The sequence below is a fragment of the Vagococcus lutrae genome, assembly GCF_023299185.1.
GTDB classification, from domain to species: domain Bacteria; phylum Bacillota; class Bacilli; order Lactobacillales; family Vagococcaceae; genus Vagococcus_A; species Vagococcus_A lutrae.
On sequence record NZ_CP097017.1, the window covers coordinates 780,570 to 796,440 of the forward strand.

15 protein-coding genes are annotated in these 15,871 nt (G+C 39.0%); 1 reads left to right on the top strand and 14 read right to left on the bottom strand.

Going from position 1 to position 15,871, the window contains the following annotated elements; all coding sequences use genetic code 11:
- Positions 1 to 105 precede the first annotated feature (105 nt).
- The 11 genes from pknB to M2919_RS03730 form a co-directional block, all read right to left on the bottom strand.
- Positions 106 to 1,932 (bottom strand): Stk1 family PASTA domain-containing Ser/Thr kinase, encoded by a 1,827-nt coding sequence (gene pknB, locus M2919_RS03680; protein WP_338065018.1) that lies wholly within the window; start codon positions 1,930 to 1,932, stop codon positions 106 to 108.
- A complete protein-coding gene (locus M2919_RS03685) occupies positions 1,925 to 2,680 on the bottom strand; it encodes a Stp1/IreP family PP2C-type Ser/Thr phosphatase (RefSeq protein WP_248849321.1) in 756 nt (251 codons plus the stop codon). The genes pknB and M2919_RS03685 overlap by 8 nt, the downstream gene beginning before the upstream one ends.
- A 22-nt stretch (positions 2,681 to 2,702) precedes the next feature.
- Complete coding sequence (gene rsmB / locus M2919_RS03690) at positions 2,703 to 4,070, bottom strand: 16S rRNA (cytosine(967)-C(5))-methyltransferase RsmB (RefSeq protein ID WP_248849322.1); 1,368 nt, start codon at positions 4,068 to 4,070, stop codon at positions 2,703 to 2,705.
- On the bottom strand, positions 4,064 to 5,008 hold the full coding sequence (fmt, locus tag M2919_RS03695; RefSeq protein WP_248849324.1) for a methionyl-tRNA formyltransferase: 945 nt from the start codon (positions 5,006 to 5,008) through the stop codon (positions 4,064 to 4,066). The genes rsmB and fmt overlap by 7 nt, the downstream gene beginning before the upstream one ends.
- A complete protein-coding gene (gene def, locus M2919_RS03700; protein WP_126762490.1) occupies positions 5,001 to 5,495 on the bottom strand; it encodes a peptide deformylase in 495 nt (164 codons plus the stop codon). The genes fmt and def overlap by 8 nt, the downstream gene beginning before the upstream one ends.
- Before the next feature lie 16 nt (positions 5,496 to 5,511).
- Positions 5,512 to 7,932, bottom strand: a complete 2,421-nt coding sequence (gene priA / locus M2919_RS03705; RefSeq protein ID WP_248849326.1) for a primosomal protein N' — start codon at positions 7,930 to 7,932, stop codon at positions 5,512 to 5,514.
- Positions 7,933 to 8,031: 99 nt separating this feature from the next.
- On the bottom strand, positions 8,032 to 8,331 hold the full coding sequence (rpoZ, locus tag M2919_RS03710) for a DNA-directed RNA polymerase subunit omega (protein WP_126762494.1): 300 nt from the start codon (positions 8,329 to 8,331) through the stop codon (positions 8,032 to 8,034).
- A gap of 4 nt (positions 8,332 to 8,335) precedes the next feature.
- Positions 8,336 to 8,950: a guanylate kinase gene (gene gmk, locus M2919_RS03715; RefSeq protein WP_248849327.1), complete on the bottom strand. Its 615-nt coding sequence runs from the start codon at positions 8,948 to 8,950 to the stop codon at positions 8,336 to 8,338.
- Positions 8,951 to 9,049: 99 nt separating this feature from the next.
- On the bottom strand, positions 9,050 to 9,928 hold the full coding sequence (locus M2919_RS03720; protein ID WP_248849328.1) for a YicC/YloC family endoribonuclease: 879 nt from the start codon (positions 9,926 to 9,928) through the stop codon (positions 9,050 to 9,052).
- A gap of 32 nt (positions 9,929 to 9,960) precedes the next feature.
- Positions 9,961 to 10,179, bottom strand: coding sequence for a YdbC family protein (locus M2919_RS03725; RefSeq protein WP_023606086.1), 219 nt, complete (start codon positions 10,177 to 10,179; stop codon positions 9,961 to 9,963).
- A gap of 21 nt (positions 10,180 to 10,200) precedes the next feature.
- Positions 10,201 to 11,913, bottom strand: a complete 1,713-nt coding sequence (locus M2919_RS03730) for a patatin-like phospholipase family protein (RefSeq protein ID WP_248849330.1) — start codon at positions 11,911 to 11,913, stop codon at positions 10,201 to 10,203.
- A gap of 100 nt (positions 11,914 to 12,013) precedes the next feature.
- Here M2919_RS03730 and M2919_RS03735 point away from each other — a divergent pair, with 100 nt between their 5' ends.
- Positions 12,014 to 12,376, top strand: a complete 363-nt coding sequence (locus M2919_RS03735) for a hypothetical protein (protein ID WP_126762502.1) — start codon at positions 12,014 to 12,016, stop codon at positions 12,374 to 12,376.
- Positions 12,377 to 12,402: 26 nt separating this feature from the next.
- On the opposite strand, the gene acpS is transcribed toward M2919_RS03735, so the two are convergent.
- The 3 genes from acpS to M2919_RS03750 all read right to left on the bottom strand — a co-directional run bounded on the left by acpS (position 12,403) and on the right by M2919_RS03750 (position 15,846).
- The gene (acpS, locus tag M2919_RS03740; protein ID WP_248849474.1) at positions 12,403 to 12,753 is read right to left on the bottom strand and encodes a holo-ACP synthase; all 351 of its coding nucleotides are present in this window, start codon (positions 12,751 to 12,753) and stop codon (positions 12,403 to 12,405) included.
- Positions 12,754 to 12,836: 83 nt separating this feature from the next.
- Entirely contained in the window at positions 12,837 to 14,345 is a 1,509-nt protein-coding gene (cshA, locus tag M2919_RS03745; protein ID WP_023606082.1) for a degradosome RNA helicase CshA, read from the bottom strand.
- Positions 14,346 to 14,472: 127 nt separating this feature from the next.
- Positions 14,473 to 15,846 (bottom strand): UDP-N-acetylmuramoyl-tripeptide--D-alanyl-D-alanine ligase, encoded by a 1,374-nt coding sequence (locus M2919_RS03750; RefSeq protein WP_248849331.1) that lies wholly within the window; start codon positions 15,844 to 15,846, stop codon positions 14,473 to 14,475.
- Positions 15,847 to 15,871 lie beyond the last annotated feature (25 nt).

Genomic DNA, 15,871 nt, shown 5'->3' on the forward strand with positions numbered 1-15,871 from the left:
TTTTAATCTATACTAAATTTGAGTATAGCATAGCTCAATTTAATACAAAAAGAAAAAAGACCGTATTTCACAAAGTACTACTCTTTGTAAAATACAGTCTATTAATTACGATTCTTTACTATCTGTTGTTTTATTCTCATCATGTTTATTCTTTTTATTATCTTTTTCTGATGATTCTGTGGTTGTATTACCTTCAGGTTCAGGCGCTTCTGTTTCTACTGTCGCTTCGGTCGTTTCTGGTTGTGGTGCTGGTCCTAAAGATACGACTAGATTAATATGATCGCCTTTATCAACCATTCTTCCCGAAGGTGGAAATTGGGTAATAATATACCCAGCAGGGACACTATCGTGATATTCACGTTCCACTTCGTAGGATAACCCTTTTTCTTCTAAATAACTTTCAGCATCCATTTGGCTGTAAGAAGTCAAATCACGTAATTTAAAGCCTTTGACGCCTTTACTAATAATAAATTCAATCTTATCTTTTTCTGGAGATAGTGTGGAACCTCCAGCAGGGTTTTGTGAGATAATCACGCCCACTTCAACGTCACTATTTTCTTCTTCTTTTACTTTTATATGACGACGCTTAAATCCTAAATCTAATAACGTCTTTTCTACATCTGTAAAGCGCAAGCCTTCATAGTCATCGATTTCAATCTTATCAGGGCCTTTACTAATGATTAGCGTCACTTCACTACCTTTTTTAGCTTTAGCATTACCACGTGGACTTGTTTCTACAACCAAACCTTCTTCGATTTGATCATCGTATGTTTCTTCGCGGTCGGCGGCGACTTTAAATTGTTTCTCAGTTAACACTTTTTCCGCCTCTTCTACGGTCATATTAGTTGTATCCGGCACAGTTATGCTTGAAGGACGTACAAATGCTAGGAATAAAAGAATTCCTATCACTACTACCGTTAAGAAAGCGAGAAACCACCATTTCCCTTTGCCTTTTTTAACTGGCACTTCTTCCTCTTGCTCAGTCGTAACGGGCTCTTGAGGTTCTTCTATCACTGCTGCAACAGGTTCTGACTCAGCGGGTAACGGGGTTAGCACCTTTGTTTCTTCAATCATTGCTTGCGGTTCAAATCGTGGTTCATTTGCCCGTAATGGCGATAATGATGTCGAAATATCTCGTGCCATTTCTTCAGCAGAGACATAGCGGTCTGTCGCTTCTTTCGCAGTCGCATGTAAAATAACATTTTCAAGTGCTTGTGGAATAGCTGGATTTAATTCTCGAACGGAAGGAATCTCCGTTTGAAAATGTTTCAAAGCAATCGAAACAGCTGATTCACCTTCAAAAGGTACTTTCCCACTTAGTAGCTCAAATAATATCACACCCAAGGCATAGATATCCGATTGACGTGTCGCCATACTTCCACGAGCTTGTTCGGGCGACAAGTAATGAACAGACCCTAATAATGTATTCGTCTGAGTAAGCGATGTTTCTGATAAAGCAATCGCAATACCAAAGTCTGCAATTTTAACATTTCCAAATTCATCAATTAATATGTTTTGCGGCTTTAAATCGCGATGAATAATCCGGTGCTGATGAGCAAGTGAAATGGCCGATAAGATTTGTTCCATAATGGTCACAACCATCTCTAACGGAATCGGGTAGTGATTCTTAATATATTGCTTTAAATCCGTCCCCTTAACATATTCCATAACTAAGTATTGTAAGCCGTCTTCTTCTCCTACGTCATAAACACTGACAATATTCGGATGAACTAATTCGGATGAAGCTAGCGCTTCTCTTTGGAAACGACGAATGGCTGCTTGGTCATTTTGAAAGTCAAAACGTAAAACTTTCACAGCAACTTCACGATCTAGTATCGGATCATAAGCTAAAAACACATTTGCCATACCGCCACTACCGATATTCCCTATAACTTTATAACGGCCATTAATCTTCGAACCAATATCAATCACGTGCTTCATCCTCCTTTTCCGAAATTTCTATTAACAGTGCGGTAATATTATCCGTACCGCCCGCCTCGTTCGCTTTTTCAATCAACTGCTGCACGATTTTTTCAGGCGACAGCGGTTGGGTAATCACTGTTAATAACTCTTCATCGCTTAACATATTCGTTAAACCGTCTGAACATAGTAATACCTTATCACCAATTTCTGTTTCAATCGTCGTTACATCAACTTCTACCACTCCAGGAATCCCTAACGAACGTACTAACACGTTTTTTCGCGGATGGCTTTTAGCCATTTCAGGTGTTAATTCCCCAGATTTGACTAATTCATTCACTAAAGAATGGTCTTCTGTTAATTGTCGTAATCCTGATTGTCTAATTAAATACGAACGACTATCACCAACATGTGCCAAAACAAGTTTGCGATTCGTTAACAGAACCGTGGCAACAATCGTTGTCCCCATCCCCATCTTCGACGCGTCACTTTGACCTCGCTCATATATGACTTCATTTTCTTTTTGAATGACTTGTAATAACCATTGAATAATCGCTTCTTCATCATGTAAAGCTGTTGATTCCCACAATGAGCCAATATCAGCTACAGCTTGTTGACTAGCGATATCACCTGCTTGATGTCCACCCATACCGTCAGCTACGATAGCTAATTTTAACTCTTTTAAATTTTCAAAAATACCTACTGCATCTTGATTACTCTTACGCCTCTGTCCAATATCTGTCTGATATCCGATTTTCATTCTTACACCTCTTTGCGTCTTCTTAACTTATCCGTTGTAAACAACTAATAAAAAAACCATCCGTGTTAAAATGATGTGGATAAAGCGTCACACCATAATCTGAGTGGTCATTTACAAAATCCGTTCCCTCTACTGGAATAGCTTTAAAGTTAAGATTTCGTTCTAAAAACAAACGGACCACTTCTTCGTTTTCTTCTGATAAAATTGTACACGTACTGTAAGTTATTATACCCCACTCTTTCACTTTTTGCGAAACACTTTCAAGTATTTCTAACTGAATACTCGGAAGTCGTTCAAAGTCCTCTGGTCGCTTATGATAGCGAATATCTGGTTTTCTTCTCAGTAGTCCTAAACCTGAACACGGCGCATCCACTAAAATGCGGTCAAATGACGCATCTGAAAAAACAGTCTTAACCTCTCTTGCGTCCATCTTTTGAGTCTTGACAACATCTGTCACATTCATACGCTTGGCATTTTGGCCAATGAGCTTCACTTTATGGGCGTGAATATCTAAAGCTGTCACTTGCCCTCCTTGCGTAGCATCGAGATATTGCGCAATATGTGTTGTCTTGCCACCCGGAGCGGCACAAGCATCTAGCACTTGGTGTTGGGGTTCAATTTGCATACTCGGTGCGACTAACATGGAGCTTTCATCTTGTATAGTTAACTGACCTGAACGAAACATCTCACTTCCAGCTAAAAACCCTTTACTTCCCACGATTCCAAAAGGAGATACCTCACTTGCTTGTACGTCATAACCAGCTGTTTTTAATTGTTCAAGCACTTCTTCTCTCGTGAGCTCACGAGCAGTCACACGTGCGCTGACCGAACTAGGTTCTAACAGCGACAAACCTAGTTCACGCGTTTCTTTTTCGCCGATTTGTTCACATAGTTTTTCCACTAACCATACTGGCAAACTGACTTCTATCGATAATCGCTCGATTGGATTTTCGATGTTTTCAATAGCAGGAACTCCTTGACGTTGAATCGTGCGTAAAACACCATTCACAAACTTACCAATCCCCGCATTTCCTTTTATCTTAGCAATTTCAACTGCCTCATTGACACTTCCATGATCGGGTACTCTATCTAAGTAAACCATTTGATATAAAGTCAAGCGTAGTAACTGACGTACCCAGTTATCTAATTTCTTCGCTTTTTTTACAAAAGGCGCTAAAAAATAATCCAGTGTCAATTGACGACTTAATGTCCCATAAACGATTTCCGTCATAAGACGCGCGTCTTGTGGGGTTAATTCGCCGTCTCGAATGACTTGGTCAACTAATAAATTAGAATAAGATTGTTGTTCCGACACTTTAACCAGGAGTTCTAACGCCGCGAATCGAGGATTGTTTTTAGCTGTTTTTTTCTTTCTTGATGCACTTACCATGTCAATTGATCTCCTTCATTCAGTTGACGACCGACACCATTTAAAAAATTCACAGCCGACATCTTAGCTTTCCCAGCAGGTTGTAATGTCAGCACCTCATAGACTGTTCCGTCCCCACATGCTACTTCAAAACTTTTTTTATTTATTGTCACAATTGTGCCTGGCTTAGCGTTCGTTTTTTTCTCTAACGGTTGTCCTTGATAAATTTTCACGCGTTGTTCTTGCCATAACGTATGTGCAACTGGCCACGGATGCATCCCCCGAACTTGCCAATCCACTTGTTCCGCTGTTTTATCCCACGAAATCCGCTCTAATTCTCGACTAATATTTGGTGAAAAAGTGGCATCGTCTTCTTTTTGAGGCGTCGGTGTAATCGTGTTCGTTAAAATCATCGGTAATGTTTCTAACAACAAATCTTTTCCTAACACACTCAAACGATCAAATAATGTCCCTACATCATCTGTGTCCTTAATTTCTAACTTAGCTTGGGTTAAAATATCGCCAGCGTCCATTTTTTTCACCATTCGCATAATGGTGACACCTGTTTCTTTTTCACCATTCATCAAAGCATAGTGAACAGGCGCACCACCACGATATTTTGGTAACAATGATGCATGAACGTTAACCGAACCAAACTCCGGTGCATATAATAATTTTTCAGGCAAAAATTGCCCGAAAGCGGCTGTTACAATAATATCTGGGTCTAAGTCTAAAACTTGTTGCATTTCTTCGCTTCCTGATATTTTTTCAGGCTGTAAAACAGGAATACCAAGTTCAACAGCTGCCTCTTTAACTGGTGGAGGCGTCAATACTCTCTTCCGTCCAACAGGTCGGTCTGGTTGTGTGACAACCGCTTTTATTTCATACTCATTTTCAATCAATCCTTTTAAGATAGGGACTGAAAAAGCAGGTGTTCCCATAAATACTACACTAGTCATTTCTTCTTCCCTCCATATAGTCTTCTAAATCTTCTTCTGCAATTCGTTCTATCATCTTATCAATAAACAAAATGCCATTTAAATGGTCAATTTCATGTTGAATCGCTCGCGCAAAATAATCATCCGCTTCTAACTCATACTCGTCACCTTCACGGTCGAAATACCGCACAACAATCGTTTCATACCGTTTAACCGTTCCATACTGATGTGGTAAACTTAAGCAACCTTCCACATCAATATTTTCTCCTTCATGAAAAATGATTTCTGGATTGATTAACTCTAGCACATCATCCTCAGGGTCTAACTGGACAATCGCTACACGAATGTTTTTGCCAATTTGTGGTGCAGCTAGTCCTATCCCATCATGTGCATCCATGGTGCGCTTCATTCTATCAAGCATTTGAATTAACTCATCAGAAATCACGCCTACTTCTTGTGAAGGACGTGTTAATTTTTGATTCGGGTGAATCACTATCGGATAACTCATTTATTTCCCTCTTTTTCTATATAAAATGCATCGGTTCAACGTCGATACTTAACAGTAATCCACGCCTCATATCCGCTTGACTTTCTTCCATAATTGTTTTTAAAACAGATGACAGCATTGGCTCATGCTTGTACTTAATCACCAGTTGATAATAATAACGTTTGTTGACACGCATGATGGCACTTGGCGTCGGACCTAAGATAATCACATTTTGTGACAAGTTTTCTTTTAAATAAGACGCCACTTCAAACATCTTTTTAGCAGCTTCTCTTTCTTCCGTATGACTTGCAACAATTTGAACGGTATAAAAATACGGAGGGTAGTTACCCTGATGTCTTGCTTGCATCTCATATCGATAAAATGTTTCGTAGCTTTGTTTTTTGACCAACTGAATCGCATAGTGCTGTGGATTAAAACTTTGAATCATCACTTTTCCACTCTTTGCTCCTCGACCAGCCCGTCCGCTGACTTGCGTTAAGAGCTGATAAGTCTTTTCACTTGCACGAAAATCGGGCAGATTTAAAGATGTATCAGCATTTAAGACGCCTACCAGTGTCACATTAGGAAAATCAAGTCCTTTAGCAATCATTTGCGTACCTAACAGAATATCTGCTTTATGCTGTTCAAATTGTTCTAATAAACGGCGATGCGCCCCTTTTCTACGTGTCGTATCAACATCCATACGTAAAATATTTGCCGTTGGTAATAACTCACGTAATTCTTCCTCGACTTTTTGTGTCCCCGTTCCATAGTATCGTATCTTATCACTGCGACACTGTGGACATTGATGAGGAATTGCCTCCTCATGTCCACAATAATGACATTTCATCCGTTTAACATCCATATGGAGTGTCAGTGAAATATCACAGTTTGGACATGGCAGCACATAACCACAGTCTCGACACATCATAAACGATGAATACCCACGACGATTTAGAAGAAGGACGATTTGTTCTTGCTTAGCCAAACGGATATTAATTTCATCCAAAAGTGGTGCTGAGAAAGTCTGCATATTGCCAATCGTTGCTACTTTCGTCATATCAATGATTTCAATATCTGGTAGCGTTGCTGCTTGCACCGCGCGTTCAGATAACACGAGTAATTGATAGACGTCTTTCTGCGCCCTAGCACGCGATTCAAGCGAAGGAGTAGCACTTCCTAAAACGACTGGACAATGATGATAGGCAGCACGCCAACGTGCAATATCACGAGCGTGATAGCGTGGGTTGTCATCTTGTTTATAGGTCGCTTCATGTTCTTCATCTAAAATAATTAATCCGATATTTTCTAATGGAGCAAAAACAGCAGAACGTGCGCCCACCACGACACGTGCTTCACCTTCTTCGATTTTACGCCATTCATCATATTTTTCTCCATCTGACAAACCACTGTGCAAGACCGCTACTTGTTCCCCAAAACGTGCTTTGAATCGTTGCGTCATCTGGGGGGTAAGAGCAATTTCAGGGACTAACATCATCGCCGTCCGTTGCTCGTTTAATACATAGGCAATACTTTGCAAATAAACTTCCGTTTTCCCACTACCCGTTACACCTTGTAATAAAAAAGTAGGATTGTTTTTTTGAGCGACTGCCTCAGTAATTTTCCTGTAAGCCTGTTCTTGCTCACCGTTCAATTTTTGAGGTACATCCCTTTGAACCTCTATATCTGCAAAAGGATCCCTTCTAACTTCTACTTCCACTATTTCAAGCCAGCCTTTTTTCTCGCCAGTCTTAATTGTTGCCGGTGTAATACCTGCTTTTTCACGCGCCTTTTGATACGTCACACACTCTGAAGATTGTTGTAAAATGTTTAATAATGCTAATTGTTGCTGTGCATTTTTTCGTAGACTCTCTCGTTCTTCTTCAATTTGTTCAAACGTTAAACGCGATTTAAATGCTTTTTTCGTCTTCGCTTTATTTCGCTTGCTCACTTCGTAATGAACGGCAATTTTCCCTGATTTTTTCAAATCTAACAGATAAGGTAACGTCCCTTCAGCTTCTGCTTCTTCCCAAGCTAAATAATCTTTCCCTTTAAATATCTCGTATAACGTTCTTTCATCTACTTCATCTACCAATACGAGATATTTAGCATAATCCGCTCGCATCACGCGTGGTAACATTGTTTGAAAACAGGTGATTTTAAATGAGAACGTCTTGCGTTGCATATAATCGCCTAGTGCCAATAGCTCAGAATTTAAGACAGGGTGTAAATCCATTGGGGCGATGATTTCTTTTAGATTATCAGTTTGATTCTCTCCCGTTGGCGTAACTATCTCAACAATAAACCCTTGAATACGTCTTTCACCACGCCCAAAAGGAACCACCACACGCATTCCGACTTCTAGCACATTCGACAAAAGAGCTGGGATTTTATAACTATACGGAATATCCGTCTGCATGGTTGGAACATCTACCACTACTTGTGCGATTCGCTCCATCTTCTCACACCCCTTCTTCCTTTTCTATTCTACTAGAAACTAAATAACTTGTCTTCTTAAAGGAAAAAACAGAACGACATCACTGCCGCTCTGTTTGGATTAGTTTTCTTCTCTAATTTTTGCTTCAATAATTTCGCGTTCGCGTGTGCGCTCAGCTGCTTCTAATTCTTCTTTTTGACGGATAAGTTCACGTTTTAATTCAGGATTTGGATCAACTACCACATCTCCTGCATCAATTTCTTCCAGTGCTTGTCCCACTCGCTTAACAGAGTAAAACTCTTCTTTCATCGGTGTCGCACCGGCTTCTAATTCGTGCGCGCGTTTACTTGCTAAAATAACTAATGAATATTTAGAATCGACTTTTTTTAACAATGAGTCAATCGATGGTTTTAACATCATAAGACTACAACTCCTTTAACATGTTTTTATAACGTTCTACAACACGGTCTACTCGACAGTGTTCGCTTTCAATAATATGTTTAATTCTTTCAACCGCTTTATCGACTTGGTCATTTACGACAGCATAATCATAGTGACTCATCATCTCAATTTCTTCGCGTGCTACGCTCATCCGTTTTTCAATCACAGCCATTTCATCTGTACCACGATTAACAATTCGCGATTTTAACTCGGCCAAATCAGGTGGTGTTAAGAAAATAAAAATGCCTTCAGGTACTTTTTCTTTTACTTTCATCGCACCTAACACTTCAATCTCAAGGAAGACATCATATCCTTCATCTAGTGTTTTATTCACATAGTCTAGAGGCGTGCCATAATAGTTACCTACGTACTCTGCATACTCTAACATTTCCCCAGCAGCTATTTTTTCCTCAAACTCTTCTCTTGTTCGGAAAAAATAATCGACACCTTCTTGTTCACCTTGACGCATTTGACGTGTCGTCATTGAAACAGAGTATTTTAACTCTGTTCCTTCACTTTCAAATAATGCTTTTCTAACCGTCCCTTTTCCGACTCCTGAAGGTCCAGATAATATAAATAACAAGCCTCTTTCTGACATATCGCTTACCCTTTCACTTTTCAATACTTATCTAATAATTTTACGCTATATAGATAAACAGTTCAAGTCTTTTTTAGTGTTTGTTTTAATCAATAGCTGTTATTCTATATTTTGAATTTGCTCACGCAGTTTTTCTAATTCTGTTTTTAATTGAACGACAAGATTTTTTATTGCTAAATCTCTTGATTTAGACCCAATCGTATTAATTTCACGATTCATTTCTTGAATGGTAAAATCAGCTTCTCGCCCAATCGCTTCTTCTGATTGAAACAACGTTGCCAACTGTTCACTATGACTTTCTAAACGTGTCAGCTCTTCCGTGATATCCCCTTTTTCTAAAATCAGGGCGACTTCGGTCAAAATACGTGAATCATCTAGTTGTTCACCGACTAACTCTTGTAGCTTTTCTGTTAAACGCGACTGCCAATCTGATTCAATTGCTTCTTGTTGCGTCACTACAAGCTCTAATAATTCATTTAAACGAGATAAATGCTCATCTAACACGGCTTGCAAATAAGTACCTTCGGTTTCTCGGGTGTTGATTAATTTATCCAACCCCTCTTCAAAAGCGGTTAATAATTCTCCTTCATACTCTTGCCATGATATTTCGGGATTTTTTACATTTAAAAACAAATCGTGCTGCAACAAAGTACGCATTAGCACTTCTTGCTCGAGCGAAGTCGGATGTACAGCTAACTTCGTCGCCATTTCTTGAAGCAATTGATGATATAACTCCCAATTCAACACGACTTCTTGTTGCAACGTGTCTGTTTCTTGATATTGAATGTAACACTCTACTCTTCCACGTGTTATTTTACTGCGAACGAGCTTTTTCAAGGCGGGTTCGATAAATAACCAATCCTTTGGCAAACGAAAAACGGTATCAAGAAAGCGATGATTGACCGACTTAAATTCAAACGTCAATGCAACGCCCTGTATGGTAACTTGATGTTGCGCATATCCTGTCATACTTTTCATATTGAGCAAGGCCTCCTTCATATAGAACTCACTTACATTTGATTTAACGTTTCTTTTAATATAGCTATCTCTTCATTTGAAAGAGAAATACCTTTCCCCATTTTCTGATGATCGGCAGACCAATCTCGAATGTCAAACTTAGGTGGTGCGTCGTTCCAACTAACTAAGTTTAATTCTCTTTTCCAACCCTTTGACCGCTCGGATAAAACTGCGATTGTTTCCATAATTTCAAAATTAAATTCTCTTGACATGAATCATTCTCCTTTATTTTATCATTGTAAGCTCCATACAAGACAGGCGATTAAAAACGTATCCGACTGTATAAGCAACCCCATTTCAAGCCACTCTTTTTGCCAATTCTCTTGACGAAAACGCGTCAACCATCTTGCTACCTGAGCTTCTTCACTCATTGCAGATTTTTTCTGACGATAATGCGTTAACCATTCTGGTAAAGAGTACAACCCTGCCGGCGCATTCCTTGACGTTTCTTGTGACAAACGCGCTAACAACATTTGGCAAAATGATTCCACTGAATAATAGGTAGTCGGGTCTAGTCCGTATAACCTCCCTGTCAACTCTAAAATAACCCAGCCTAGATTATAAGCGGAAACCTTGCTCATATATACTATACGTAAACGTTCATATACAATATGCATTTTTTTGCTTGATAATCGTTCAACTGGAATAAATGTTTTTATCTTTCTGACTAATTCGCGATTAATTTGCAAGTATTCTTCTGACAACACTTCCACATCGAAGGTATACCAAAATCCCGCTTTTTTTTCAATCACACGTTTCAACTCAAGATAGCCTAATTGTTGATTCCATTTCGCTCGTCTTGTGTCAAATAGTAACATATTTCCCAATAACCACGGACTTTTCAATACTATAGGAGTTATGGTTAGCGGTACGTCGTATTTTTTGGTCACGCCCGGTCCTTTTACATCGATGACAAAAAGCTGATTCGCTCCTTCTTTAACTGCAAGATCAACAGGGATATTGTTTCGATAACCACCATCAACGTAGTATTCCCCATCGATTTGATGAGGTGCCAAAGCTGGAAAGAAAGAAGCTGAAGCTAACAACCAATCTACTCTTTTTTCAGAATCACAAGCGTTGAGATGAACGACTCTTTCTTGCATTGTCAGCAAATGTGTCGCCGTCAGCCAAAGAGACGGTTTTCCACACGTTAAGCGTTTATGATTTAATAATCCTTTGACATATTGATATAGTGGCTCGGTTGAAATGCCTTGGTTCAATACAGCTTTCGTTGCCATCGTTTTCATCCCGTCCAAAAGAGTCGAAATATCAGTCATCTCTTCTGCTGGTAGCATTGAAATGTCAAAAACATCGGTTGTTTCAATCTGATGCCACATCGCCTGTGCTTTTTCCCAATCATTCTGGACCATTAAAGCCCCATTTAATGCTCCGACTGAAGCACCTGTAACGATATCATAGGTGAGCTTATTCTCCCTAAAATATTGCCAAACACCTAATTGATAGGCTCCGCGAGCGCCCCCACCTCCAAGAACCATCGCCGTTTTTGTGCTGCTTGAATGCCGAAGACATACGACTCCTTCCGTATCATTCACAACCTCATCAAATAATCGTTCACTATCCGCCAGAACGTTTTTTAAATGCATATGATAACATGTGATATTAAAATAACGAAAAATCCCATCCAATCGTTCAAGCCATTCCGACAACGAGACACTAGCGTGAGAATGTTTTGGTTGATAAAGACAATTTCTCACGACTGCGACATTTCCTTTTCGTTCAAAAGACAGAAATAATAAACATTTATGATTATAACTTATTAAATAAGAAGATTGATTAGTATCTGGCTTTTGATACTGATGAAGGGCATCTGAACGCGCTTTTTCACGATATCCTCTGATTGGAAATAATTCCTTGGCTTGACTAGAAAATATCACAAACTCATGGTATGAATAAAAATGAAGGGGTTCAATCATATTATAGTTCATGGCACACTCCTTCTTTCTAATCCGTATTGAAAGTTTGACTTTTACTCCTCAACTTAGGTATAATTACCTTAAAGTTGTCATGAAGAACGGAGGGGAAATAATGGAAAATCAAAAAAAGAAACATACAATTAAATCGTTCACTAAGATTATAACGGATACGTCTCAACGTTTTTTGGCTTCTTTTTTAGATGATTCCTACAAGCCAAAACAAGAGCTTGAAAAAATTCGTTTCCAACTAAGACAGGCAGCTTCTCACAACCAATTTGTCGTGTTGCAAGTAGCTGAGTCAGCTGATCCAACAGCAGATTTTGAAACTTTTTACGGAAAGTTAAAATTACTTCCAACTCATCAAGATATGGTTGTCTTATATCCTCAAGGAAGCCAACAAATTAAAATGATTCCGATTCATCATATAAAAAAAATCACGACATCAAAACCTAGTTCTCAAACATTAGCAAATTAAAGCAACTGATTGACTCAGTTGCTTTTTTATTTTTCTAATATAACGTAGGCGATGGCTTGTGTTTCACTATGAGAAAGAGAGATGTGGACACGACCGACATGTGGAGATGCGGCAACATATGGCCGACCATTTGCTTCGTTTAATACTTCAATATCTTGAAAGGTTAGTTTGCCAATCCCCGTCCCCCATGCTTTAGAAAATGCCTCTTTAGCGGCAAAACGTCCGGCTAGATATTCTACTTGATGGCGACCTTTCTTTTGCTCAAAACATCGATACTCCTCAGGCGTCAATACTTTTTGTACAAAACGCGGCGACTCCTTTATTATTTTTTCCATACGATAAAGTTCAACCAAATCCACACCAATTCCAACAATCATCTTTTCACCTACATTCATTTACTGTTTTTATTGTACCATAACTATAAAAAAACAGGATAGTCTCGCTATCCTGTTCAAACGGTTTATTTATTCTTCGTGCGAATCACAAAATCACGTTTACTTTTATCTTTGCTGTGGCCTTTGCCTTTGTTATCATAACGCTTTTTGCCATTGCCGCCTTTGTTATTACGACGGTCATTATAACGTCCACCGCGTTTTTGACCACCTTTTCCACGTTGGCCTCCGCCACCTTTATTGTTGCGACGGTTTTGTGGTAAAGGACGCTCTGGGGTAATTTTAACAGGCGCTTCTGAAGCATCGTCTTTTGTGATTGTTTTTAATAATAACGCCACTAAATCTTCTGCTTCATATTGCTCTAATAAATCTGTAGCTGTTTTTTGATAATGATCTAAGCCATTTTTTTGTAATTCATCTTGAATAGTATTGACAGCTATTCCCAATTGCCCTTGAATAGCTTCTTGTTGCGTAGGTGGGCGTAAAGGTGACATTTTACGTTTAGTTAAGTCTTCAATAACACGCAAGTAGCCCATTTCATTTGGCGTTACAAATGTCACAGACATCCCATCTTTACCTGCTCGGCCAGTTCGACCAATACGGTGAACGTAGCTTTCTGGATCTTGGGGAATATCAAAGTTATACACATGTGTCACACCTGAGATATCTAAACCACGTGCTGCAACATCTGTGGCCACTAAAACGTCAATAGCTCCGTTTTTAAAGCCTCTTAAAACACTCATACGTTTTTGTTGCGTTAAATCGCCATGGATTCCTTCTGCACGGTAACCGCGAATTTCTAAGCCACGTGATAATTCATCTACACGACGTTTTGTACGAGCAAAGACGATAGTCAATTCAGGTGCTTGTACGTCAAAGAAACGCGTCATAATGTCAAATTTTTCAAAGTCTTTACAACGAACATAGTATTGGTCAATAAGACTCGCTGTCATTTCTTTAGCTTTGATTTTGATATGTTCTGGGTCTTTCATGAATTTAACCCCAATATCTTTAATGCTTTTTGGCATAGTTGCTGAAAACAGTAAAGTTTGGCGTTCAGCTGGTGTCTTGCTAATAATTGCTTCAATATCTTCTAAGAAGCCCATATTAAGCATTTCATCTGCTTCATCTAATACTAATGTTTCAATGTTACCAAGTTTTAACGTACGACGATTAATATGGTCTAACAAACGACCTGGTGTTCCCACAACAATATGTGGGCGCTCTTTCAAGCTACGAATTTGACGGCCGATATCCGCGCCACCGTAGACAACTTGAACTTTCACTTTTTTGTCACGACCTAAACGATATAGCTCTTCTTGAGTTTGAATAGCTAACTCACGTGTCGGTGCGATGACTAAGCCTTGAACTTCTTTTGCTGACGTATCTATTTTTTGTAACATAGGCAACCCAAATGCTGCTGTTTTACCAGTTCCCGTTTGCGCCTGTCCAATCACATCTTTACCTTCTAATGCCAATGGAATCGTGCCTTCTTGGATAGGTGTTGCTTCTTCAAATCCTGCGCGTTGAACTGCTTCTAACAGCTCAGGTATTAAACCTAAATCTTTAAATTTCAAATAAGATCCTCCTAATTTGTCTCTCTTCATCTATGTTATTTATCATGGAAACAATTTACACTTTTCTTGTGATGTCCACATCTTTTTAATTTTAACATATTTCATAACACATAACAAACAAAAGCCGTTATTTACTGGAAATTTTCTCTACTATTTTCACAAGCCCCATACTATTGCTACCTTTTAGCACAAGGATATCTTCTGGCTTCACTAAGTCATGTAAGCAGTCGATAATCAGCTCTTCATTTCCTTTTTCCACATGATAAACAACTAAATCAGCGTTTTGTTGTAGCAATTTTGTATGTAAATTTTTCATTAGCTCTCCATATAAAATCACAATTTGGTACGGTTCTAGATATGGGGCAATACTTTGATGTAGCTCAGCCGATGTATCCCCAAGCTCTCCCATATCTGCTAAAACGGCTATTTTTTTCCCTTGGTTTTCTACACGTGCAATCGTTTCTAATACTAACTTCATCGCAGTCGGATTAGCATTATACACATCACTAAACATTTGTGCACCGTTCCATGTCGTTAACCATTCCGAGCGGCTTTGTGTTAATTCTGTTCGTGCTAGTCCTTCACTTATTTGATTGATAGATAAACCAAATTTCAAACCGATAATAATTGCAATCAACGCATTTTTTACATTGTAATCCCCCACAAATGGAATCGTAAACACTTGATTAGAAAGAGAAGAAACCATAAAACGTGTTTCTTGTTGACTACGTTCGATAATTGTCGCTTGATAAATAGCAGGTTCAGTGAAACCAAATGTCGTCACTGTTTGAGGAATATTCTGTACATGAGGGGCTAAAAGCGGCTCGTCAGCGGGAATAATCAGTTCTCCTTGTTCCGAGAGGCCTGCGAGTATTTCAGCTTTGGCTTTAGCAATCCCTGCGCGACTTCCTAAAAATTCTAAATGTGATTCTCCAATCATCGTGATAGCTGCGACATCTGGCGTTGCTAAACGACTTAAAAACTCAATCTCACCAGCATGATCCATTCCCATTTCAAGAACCAACACTTCCGTTGCACTGGGCATATGTAAAATCGTATACGGCAAGCCAATATCATTATTAAAGTTCCCTTGTGTTTTATAGGTCGCAAAGCGTTGCGATAGAACAGCTTCGGTCATATCTTTTGTCGACGTTTTGCCATTACTACCTGTAATGGCTACTACTTTCGGATGAACTTTGTTTAAATAAAACACCGCTAGTTCTTGAAATGCAGCTAAAACATCTGGCACTTCAATGACAATCAGCTCTTCTGGAAAAGAATCATGCTTACGTCCTGCTTCCCACAAAGTTGCAGCTGCTCCTTGATTTTTTGCCGCTTGAATAAACTCATGTCCATCACGTTGTCCCTTTAATGGAATAAACAAGCTATTTTTAGTGATTTTACGTGAATCAAACTCGATTGTCTCAATATCGACTTGATTGTCGTATCCGTGTATCATTTGACCTTGAGTTGCTTTTATAATTTCTTGGATAGATAACATCGTTTTTTTCCTTTCTTTTCACAAA